The following is a 596-nucleotide window of genomic DNA, read 5'->3' as shown; positions in this document are numbered from 1 at the left end:
CCTTCACGCTCTTGGAAATCCAAACCGCTGATTTTTTCAAAATAAGGATTGATTTGCCATTCGTCGATGTCAATCAACTTGGCAAAGTCGGCAGCAACTTGGTTGTACGCGCCGAAATGTTCGGTTTTACGGCGAGTCGTCCAGCCGCCGTGCAATGGAGGCAAAACGGTTTGACTGATATCTTTAAGGATTTCAGGAACACCCCCTGACAAGTCATTGTTCAACAAAACAACGCAAGGCGAGAAACCGTCTGCGAGATGTACACGCTCACGGGTACGCAATAAAGGCTCAAGCAAAATTTTGTCGCCCAATGCGGTTTCAAACTCGGTTGGCTCAGTCACTTCTGGATTCAAGCTGCCCAAGCGCACTTCGTATCCTGCCGAACGCAAAATCTCGCTGAGGGCGTAAACATTTTGCAGATAGAATGTGTTACGCGTGTGGTTTTCAGGAATAATCAATACGGATTTGGCCGTTTCACAGGCGCGCTGTACCGCATCCTGCGCGGCAACCGCCGCCAGCGGGATAAAGTTGGGATTCAAATTATTGAAGCCGCCTGGAAACAGGTTCATATCGATAGATGAAATTTTGTAACCGGC

General features: G+C 48.5%; 1 protein-coding gene. It reads right to left on the bottom strand.

The genetic code is table 11. The annotated features are described in order from the left end of the window. Positions 1–596 (bottom strand): glutamate--cysteine ligase (gene gshA, locus ACTHUE_RS19855; RefSeq protein WP_440424262.1); only part of this gene is annotated, 596 nt, incomplete at both ends.

This window comes from Neisseria sp. P0021.S005 (assembly GCF_051956955.1).
Note: the sequence above shows the minus strand (reverse complement) of the source record. Positions and strands in the feature narration are given on the sequence as shown.